Annotated in this window: 6 protein-coding genes; all 6 read right to left on the bottom strand. The window is 36.5% G+C overall.

All coding sequences use genetic code 11. The features are described 5' to 3' along the window. Positions 1-275: 275 nt before the first annotated feature. The 6 genes from HPB14_RS08215 to HPB14_RS07730 all read right to left on the bottom strand — a co-directional run bounded on the left by HPB14_RS08215 (position 276) and on the right by HPB14_RS07730 (position 7,464). Positions 276-443, bottom strand: coding sequence for a hypothetical protein (locus HPB14_RS08215; protein WP_154079640.1), 168 nt, complete (start codon positions 441-443; stop codon positions 276-278). Between the two features lie 559 nt (positions 444-1,002). Continuing rightward, a complete protein-coding gene (locus tag HPB14_RS07710; protein WP_000956345.1) occupies positions 1,003-1,731 on the bottom strand; it encodes a Fic family protein in 729 nt (242 codons plus the stop codon). Positions 1,732-1,743: 12 nt separating this feature from the next. Then, entirely contained in the window at positions 1,744-3,363 is a 1,620-nt protein-coding gene (locus HPB14_RS07715; RefSeq protein WP_001132149.1) for a replication initiation protein, read from the bottom strand. Between the two features lie 1,034 nt (positions 3,364-4,397). Continuing rightward, positions 4,398-4,565 (bottom strand): hypothetical protein, encoded by a 168-nt coding sequence (locus HPB14_RS08220; RefSeq protein WP_154079640.1) that lies wholly within the window; start codon positions 4,563-4,565, stop codon positions 4,398-4,400. A 559-nt stretch (positions 4,566-5,124) separates the two neighbouring features. Beyond that, positions 5,125-5,853 carry a Fic family protein gene (locus tag HPB14_RS07725; RefSeq protein ID WP_000956345.1) on the bottom strand — a complete coding sequence of 243 codons (729 nt, stop codon included), beginning with the start codon at positions 5,851-5,853 and terminating at the stop codon, positions 5,125-5,127. Between the two features lie 12 nt (positions 5,854-5,865). Further along, on the bottom strand, positions 5,866-7,464 hold the full coding sequence (locus HPB14_RS07730) for a replication initiation protein (protein WP_000393736.1): 1,599 nt from the start codon (positions 7,462-7,464) through the stop codon (positions 5,866-5,868). Between the last annotated feature and the right edge of the window lie 840 nt (positions 7,465-8,304).

Genomic DNA, 8,304 nt, shown 5'->3' on the forward strand with positions numbered 1-8,304 from the left:
ACAATCGGTCTAAAACCGCTTGAATGATCGCTAACGCTTCGCTTGTGCGGTTTTAGTTGTGGTTGGATGGCTAACACAAGTCATATGCGCTTTTAGATGCTAAACTAGTGAGATTGGCTAAATGGTTAGCGACTAAAAGAGATTTTAGTTGTTTTTTGCTTGTATTTTTCTTTTTAGGCGATTTTTAGCTTTTAGGCGATGGATTATTCGGTTTTTTGTTTTGCGTTGGTTGTAGGCGATTTTAGATAGCAAAGATTGAGAGTTTTGCTAAATGGCTACATCCTTTTGGTTGGTGTGTTTGTTTCTTGCGTTTTGTATTTTTGGATTTGTTTTTTGAGCTCTTCTACTTCTTGGTGATGCGCCTTTTTCAAGTCTTCATAGTCTTTTTGAGTGTAGATTTTTTCTAGTCCTTGTTCTTTTAGGCGTTTGTTTTCTGCTACCATTCTTTCACGATTTTTGCGGTAATTGTATTCTAGTTCTTTGAGTTCTTTTTTGAGTCTATTGATGGTCCTGCCTTTGTTTTGGATTATGTCTTCTTTATCGTGTAAAACGTGTATAAGCGTGTTTTCATTGCTTTCTAGGGTTTTTATTCGTTCTTGGGCTTTTTCAAGGTCTAGGGCTAAATTTGAGCTGTTTTTGAATTTGTTGAGTTCGTTGATGGTCTTTTCTTGGGCTTGGAGCTTATCTTTTAGGTCGGTTTTTTCTTGCTTTAGGGTGTTGATTTCTTTGTTTTTGGCTTGGAGTTCTTGTTTTGTAGGGCGTTCTTGGAGTTCACTGATGGTGTTTAGAATGCGGGTATAGAGAACACAGAGACATCAACGCTGCGAACAATATTTTAAGCAAAGGGTTAAGTCTTTTTGGGGTAGGAAATATCCATGCAGACTTTAAAGAACAAAGCCTTTCGTGTTAGTGTCCATTAGGGCGCTTTAGTTAGGAAGCTCCTTGCTTTAGCAAGGGATAGTCAAAAGGCATTCCAAGCTTTCCGCACTCAAACCACACTGCCTAATCGTTCCAATCTGCACCGATAGGCAACAAGAAATAGCTAACCATTTCATTGAAATTGTCTTGACTTTGCAAAATGGTGTCTTTCAAATAACCTTTTGTCTTGTGGTATTCTATAATGCCCCTATAGTAAAAAGCTTTGTGTTCGTTTTCTATGATGAAAGGCATGATATTGTTTTTCAAACACTCTTTGAACATCACTAATCGCCCCACCCTACCATTGCCATCACTAAAAGGGTGTATCTTTTCAAAAGCCACATGAAAATCTATGATGTTTTCCAAACTCACTTCAAGGTTGCGTTGGTAATTTTTCACAAGATTTGTCAATTCGCTTTCAACTAATTTGGGTCTTGTTGTAGCGCTATTGCCTACAAAATTAGGGCGTTTTTTGAAATCACCAATAACTTCATCAGAACAATTCTTTTTCAAGATTTTGTGTAAATTCTTGAAGTATTCTAAACTCAAAGGTTCTTTATAGCTTTCAAGCAAGTAATTCACGCATTCAAAATGATTGATAGTTTCAAAAATATCGTCAAGTTTGATATTTTCGTTTTTTTCAGTTATAAGAGCGGATTTGTCAAAAATATGAGCGGTTTGTTCATAAGTCAAACCGCTTCCTTCAATGCGATTGGAGTTGTAAGAAAATTTGATTTGGATCAAGTGGTAAATGCCATTTTTGATAGCATTCTTTCTTTCGTGATTCAGTTTTTCTATGAGTTTAGTTAGCATGCATCTGTCTTTTCACCGATAGTATTTCTTGAACCAATTCTTCAAATGTTTCTCATCTTTAGCGATGAAAGGTTTTAGGAGTTTGTCAGGTTTATCCACATCTTGGACTGAAACACAGATCCGATTGTCATTCAGTTTGACAATATTAGTGATTTTTAAATAGCTTGTTATCCCATCAGGGCATTGATCCACATTGTTATTAGTCATGATGACCGTTTTGCCTATGTATTCTGCAAATTCCTTAATGGGTTCATTCGTGATAGGGTGGATACTTGGGGGATCAATTTCCAACATGTCTTTTTTCAGGCTGTATCCATTAACAAACAGAAGTTCCAAAGCGAATGTCTTGTTGGATACAAGGAATTTTTGAGAATTTTTGTTAGTCAAAACATGCAAAAACATTTGATTCTTTTCAAAAGTGGCGTCGTTAATTTGCAAAATAGTCCCATTGTTGTGCCTGAACTGATAGCCGATCAAGGTTTTTAATTCAAGAAACCTAGCTTCTATAGTGGCTTTTGCGCTTCTTTTAGCGATTTGGTTGTGAATATCCCACGCTATGAGTTTAATGTCTCTTTGAGCGCGTTGCTTGTCGGCTTGTTTTTGTTGCTTGGTTTCGCCCTGTGGCAATTGCTCAAAATAAAAGTCAATGTGGGTTACCTTGCGTTTGTCATGGCTTTTGCGTTCTTTCTTGTAGCTTAAGTGTTCAAAAGGGTAGATTTTTCTGAGTTCTTTGAGGCTTGGAGTTAAGACTTTTTGATCGATATTTTCCATTTTGTAATCTTTTGGAATGTCTAAAAGCTCCCTGAATTGAGACCATTCCACGCTTAAAATCCCTGTGCTTTTGTATTGCTTGAGCAAGCGATAGAGCGTTTTAGCGTATTTGCCTCTCACTCTTTGAAATTCTAAAAGTTTGAAAGAAGTGTATTGACCGCCCATTCCTAGATTGTTGAGCAAGTATTGATAGCTATCATTAAGTTGGACATCTAAATATTCTATAGTTTGGGTTGGCTTATGGATGCGGATTTCAAATTGTTTGAAAAGCATGTAGCTAGTGTGGTCTTCATAGATTTCGCCATTTTTAACATGCTCTCTAATAATCCAAAAATTAGCACCACTTATGTTGTCAAGCAAATTTTTTAAGACTTGCAATAATTGCCTGTTGGTTAAGTTAGATTTGACCATAATCATGCGTTTTAAATCTTGCGGTTCAAAACGAATGAGGGTATTCCCTTGATCTTTAAGTCTTTGAAAAATAGCGAATAAAAGATTGGCTTCCCTTTCGCTCAATTTCCCTAGATTGACCTTATTAGCGTTGTTGTGGTAGGTGGTATAGGTTTTATCTTTAGGGGTTGTAACCACTAAATCTTTGCATGGTATTGGGGTGGTTTGTGGCTCTTTTGTTGGTGTGGGTTTTTCTTTTTCAAACTCATTTGGTGAATTTTCTGTAATTTCTTTGAATTTTTGATTAAAACCGCTCAAAATACTTGGAGTGATCTTGTCTATATAAGCTTGTATTTTTTGTTTTTGTAGTTTAACTTGTGGGGTTTGTGGGAGTGTGTCTAATTCTTCTAATAATTTTCGTAATTCTAATTCTTGTTTTCTAAGTTGTTCAAAATTCGTATTCATGGGCATTTGAGCGCCTTTTAATGCTTATCTCATAAAAAGACGATATAATGATAGGAGTGAAACCCTTAAAAAGTCTTGGCGGACTTATAAGGGTTATTAAAACGCTAAGGTTTTAATATAGTGGCTGTGTTAAGATTACCACTAAAATCACTACTATCAAAAATGCTTTCATGGTGTGCCTCCTAACGGAGTGCCACCCGCTACAAACTCCCAACCCACTAGCTTTTAAAGCTAATTGCTCCAAATTTGTTAACACTAGGATTAGCAACCATGTTATACCGTCTTAGGCTGTTATTGTAGCTAAAAATTGTTAATAATCATAACTTTAAAATAAAGAAGTTCTGTTATCACTCGTAAGAAGTTCTGTTATCACTCGTAAGAAGTTCTGTTATCACTCGTAAGAAGTTCTGTTATCACTCGTAAGAAGTTCTGTTTTATTCATTTTCACCAAAAAATGAGAAACCCTACAGCTTCGTTATTTAGGGGGTTGCAACCCCCAATCCCTCACGCGCGCGCATGCGAGTAAAACATGTAAAAAACAGCATGCTGTTTAAAACATGTAAACAAAAACAACGCGCATGACGCGCTACATATTTTGGGATTTTAGGTTTTAGAGGTTTTTTAGCCTAACGCCAGGTTTGCGCTTTCTTGTTTGATTTTGCTTGTGCAAAAACAGCTACGGCTAACGCCTACGCTTTCAAACTGCGATGCACTTTTGTCCATGCTTCGCTAACGCTTCGCTTGTTGGTGTTTGCTTGTCAGCAAACAATCGGTCTAAAACCGCTTGAATGATCGCTAACGCTTCGCTTGTGCGGTTTTAGTTGTGGTTGGATGGCTAACACAAGTCATATGCGCTTTTAGATGCTAAACTAGTGAGATTGGCTAAATGGTTAGCGACTAAAAGAGATTTTAGTTGTTTTTTGCTTGTATTTTTCTTTTTAGGCGATTTTTAGCTTTTAGGCGATGGATTATTCGGTTTTTTGTTTTGCGTTGGTTGTAGGCGATTTTAGATAGCAAAGATTGAGAGTTTTGCTAAATGGCTACATCCTTTTGGTTGGTGTGTTTGTTTCTTGCGTTTTGTATTTTTGGATTTGTTTTTTGAGCTCTTCTACTTCTTGGTGATGCGCCTTTTTCAAGTCTTCATAGTCTTTTTGAGTGTAGATTTTTTCTAGTCCTTGTTCTTTTAGGCGTTTGTTTTCTGCTACCATTCTTTCACGATTTTTGCGGTAATTGTATTCTAGTTCTTTGAGTTCTTTTTTGAGTCTATTGATGGTCCTGCCTTTGTTTTGGATTATGTCTTCTTTATCGTGTAAAACGTGTATAAGCGTGTTTTCATTGCTTTCTAGGGTTTTTATTCGTTCTTGGGCTTTTTCAAGGTCTAGGGCTAAATTTGAGCTGTTTTTGAATTTGTTGAGTTCGTTGATGGTCTTTTCTTGGGCTTGGAGCTTATCTTTTAGGTCGGTTTTTTCTTGCTTTAGGGTGTTGATTTCTTTGTTTTTGGCTTGGAGTTCTTGTTTTGTAGGGCGTTCTTGGAGTTCACTGATGGTGTTTAGAATGCGGGTATAGAGAACACAGAGACATCAACGCTGCGAACAATATTTTAAGCAAAGGGTTAAGTCTTTTTGGGGTAGGAAATATCCATGCAGACTTTAAAGAACAAAGCCTTTCGTGTTAGTGTCCATTAGGGCGCTTTAGTTAGGAAGCTCCTTGCTTTAGCAAGGGATAGTCAAAAGGCATTCCAAGCTTTCCGCACTCAAACCACACTGCCTAATCGTTCCAATCTGCACCGATAGGCAACAAGAAATAGCTAACCATTTCATTGAAATTGTCTTGACTTTGCAAAATGGTGTCTTTCAAATAACCTTTTGTCTTGTGGTATTCTATAATGCCCCTATAGTAAAAAGCTTTGTGTTCGTTTTCTATGATGAAAGGCATGATATTGTTTTTCAAACACTCTTTGAACATCACTAATCGCCCCACCCTACCATTGCCATCACTAAAAGGGTGTATCTTTTCAAAAGCCACATGAAAATCTATGATGTTTTCCAAACTCACTTCAAGGTTGCGTTGGTAATTTTTCACAAGATTTGTCAATTCGCTTTCAACTAATTTGGGTCTTGTTGTAGCGCTATTGCCTACAAAATTAGGGCGTTTTTTGAAATCACCAATAACTTCATCAGAACAATTCTTTTTCAAGATTTTGTGTAAATTCTTGAAGTATTCTAAACTCAAAGGTTCTTTATAGCTTTCAAGCAAGTAATTCACGCATTCAAAATGATTGATAGTTTCAAAAATATCGTCAAGTTTGATATTTTCGTTTTTTTCAGTTATAAGAGCGGATTTGTCAAAAATATGAGCGGTTTGTTCATAAGTCAAACCGCTTCCTTCAATGCGATTGGAGTTGTAAGAAAATTTGATTTGGATCAAGTGGTAAATGCCATTTTTGATAGCATTCTTTCTTTCGTGATTCAGTTTTTCTATGAGTTTAGTTAGCATGCATCTGTCTTTTCACCGATAGTATTTCTTGAACCAATTCTTCAAATGTTTCTCATCTTTAGCGATGAAAGGTTTTAGGAGTTTGTCAGGTTTATCCACATCTTGGACTGAAACACAGATCCGATTGTCATTCAGTTTGACAATATTAGTGATTTTTAAATAGCTTGTTATCCCATCAGGGCATTGATCCACATTGTTATTAGTCATGATGACCGTTTTGCCTATGTATTCTGCAAATTCCTTAATGGGTTCATTCGTGATAGGGTGGATACTTGGGGGATCAATTTCCAACATGTCTTTTTTCAGGCTGTATCCATTAACAAACAGAAGTTCCAAAGCGAATGTCTTGTTGGATACAAGGAATTTTTGAGAATTTTTGTTAGTCAAAACATGCAAAAACATTTGATTCTTTTCAAAAGTGGCGTCGTTAATTTGCAAAATAGTCCCATTGTTGTGCCTGAACTGATAGCCGATCAAGGTTTTTAATTCAAGAAACCTAGCTTCTATAGTGGCTTTTGCGCTTCTTTTAGCGATTTGGTTGTGAATATCCCACGCTATGAGTTTAATGTCTCTTTGAGCGCGTTGCTTGTCGGCTTGTTTTTGTTGCTTGGTTTCGCCCTGTGGCAATTGCTCAAAATAAAAGTCAATGTGGGTTACCTTGCGTTTGTCATGGCTTTTGCGTTCTTTCTTGTAGCTTAAGTGTTCAAAAGGGTAGATTTTTCTGAGTTCTTTGAGGCTTGGAGTTAAGACTTTTTGATCGATATTTTCCATTTTGTAATCTTTTGGAATGTCTAAAAGCTCCCTGAATTGAGACCATTCCACGCTTAAAATCCCTGTGCTTTTGTATTGCTTGAGCAAGCGATAGAGCGTTTTAGCGTATTTGCCTCTCACTCTTTGAAATTCTAAAAGTTTGAAAGAAGTGTATTGACCGCCCATTCCTAGATTGTTGAGTAGATAGTTATAGCCTGTGTTGAGCTGAATATCCATATACAAAAATTCTCTTGTCTCTTTGTCGCTTACGATTTCACAAACCTGAAAAAGCATGTAATTTTTTTCAGAAACGCATTCTCTACCATTCACTATAATGTCTCTAACTTCCCAAAAATCAGCGGTTTTTATTTTATTCCACATGCTTCTAGCGGTTCTTGTAAGATTACCATAGGATATTTTAATGCCCAACATTCGCTTTAAATCTTGCGGTTCAAAACGAATGAGGGTATTCCCTTGATCTTTAAGTCTTTGAAAAATAGCGAATAAAAGATTGGCTTCCCTTTCGCTCAATTTCCCTAGATTGACCTTATTAGCGTTGTTGTGGTAGGTGGTATAGGTTTTATCTTTAGGGGTTGTAACCACTAAATCTTTGCATGGTATTGGGGTGGTTTGTGGCTCTTTTGTTGGTGTGGGTTTTTCTTTTAGAGTGGGTTCTAATTCTTCTTTTTTGATTTCATGCTTTGATAGTAATTCTTTGATTATTGTGTCTGTTATTTTGTTGATGCGGTCTTGTATTTCTTGTTTTTGTAACTCAATTTGTGGGGTTTTTGGGAGTGTGTCTAATTCTTTTAACACTTTTTGTAAGTCTGATCTTTGTGATTCTAATTGATCAAATTCCACTCTATACTCCTTATCTTTTGGTGTATAATAAGTGTGATCGTATTAGTATGCTTATAACGAGCCAACCCCCATAAACAAGGGATTAGACCACGAATAAGCCTAATATAGCAATTGTGCGAGAATTACTAATACTAGAACTAATACGACAAATACTTTCACATTGATACCTCCTAACGAGGTGTCGCCCTCTCTATCCTCCAACCCACTAACTCAACCAAGTCAAGTTAATTGCTCCAAATTTTGTCGCACATAGGAAATACCGCTACAAAAGCATCTTCACACGCTGTTATTGTAGCTAAAAATTGTTAATATTATAACTATTTTATAAAAGTTATATTATTTTTAGCAAAAACCGCTCATATTACAACAAAAACATACCTATTTTTCTTATTTTTAAGTGAAAAATGAGAGATTTTTTAGTTAAAGTAACAAGAAGTTCTGTTATCAGTAACAAGAAGTTCTGTTATCAGTAACAAGAAGTTCTGTTATCAGTAACAAGAAGTTCTGTTTTATTCATTTTCACCAAAAAATGAGAAACCCTACAGCTTCGTTATTTAGGGGGTTGCAACCCCCAATCCCTCACGCGCGCGCATGCGAGTAAAACATGTAAAAAACAGCATGCTGTTTAAAACATGTAAACAAAAACAACGCGCATGACGCGCTACATATTTTGGGATTTTAGGTTTTAGAGGTTTTTTAGCCTAACGCCAGGTTTGCGCTTTCTTGTTTGATTTTGCTTGTGCAAAAACAGCTACGGCTAACGCCTACGCTTTCAAACTGCGATGCACTTTTGTCCATGCTTCGCTAACGCTTCGCTTGTTGGTGTTTGCTTGTCAGCAA

Source organism: Helicobacter pylori HUP-B14 (assembly GCF_000259235.1).
In the GTDB taxonomy this organism is placed as follows: domain Bacteria; phylum Campylobacterota; class Campylobacteria; order Campylobacterales; family Helicobacteraceae; genus Helicobacter; species Helicobacter pylori_CU.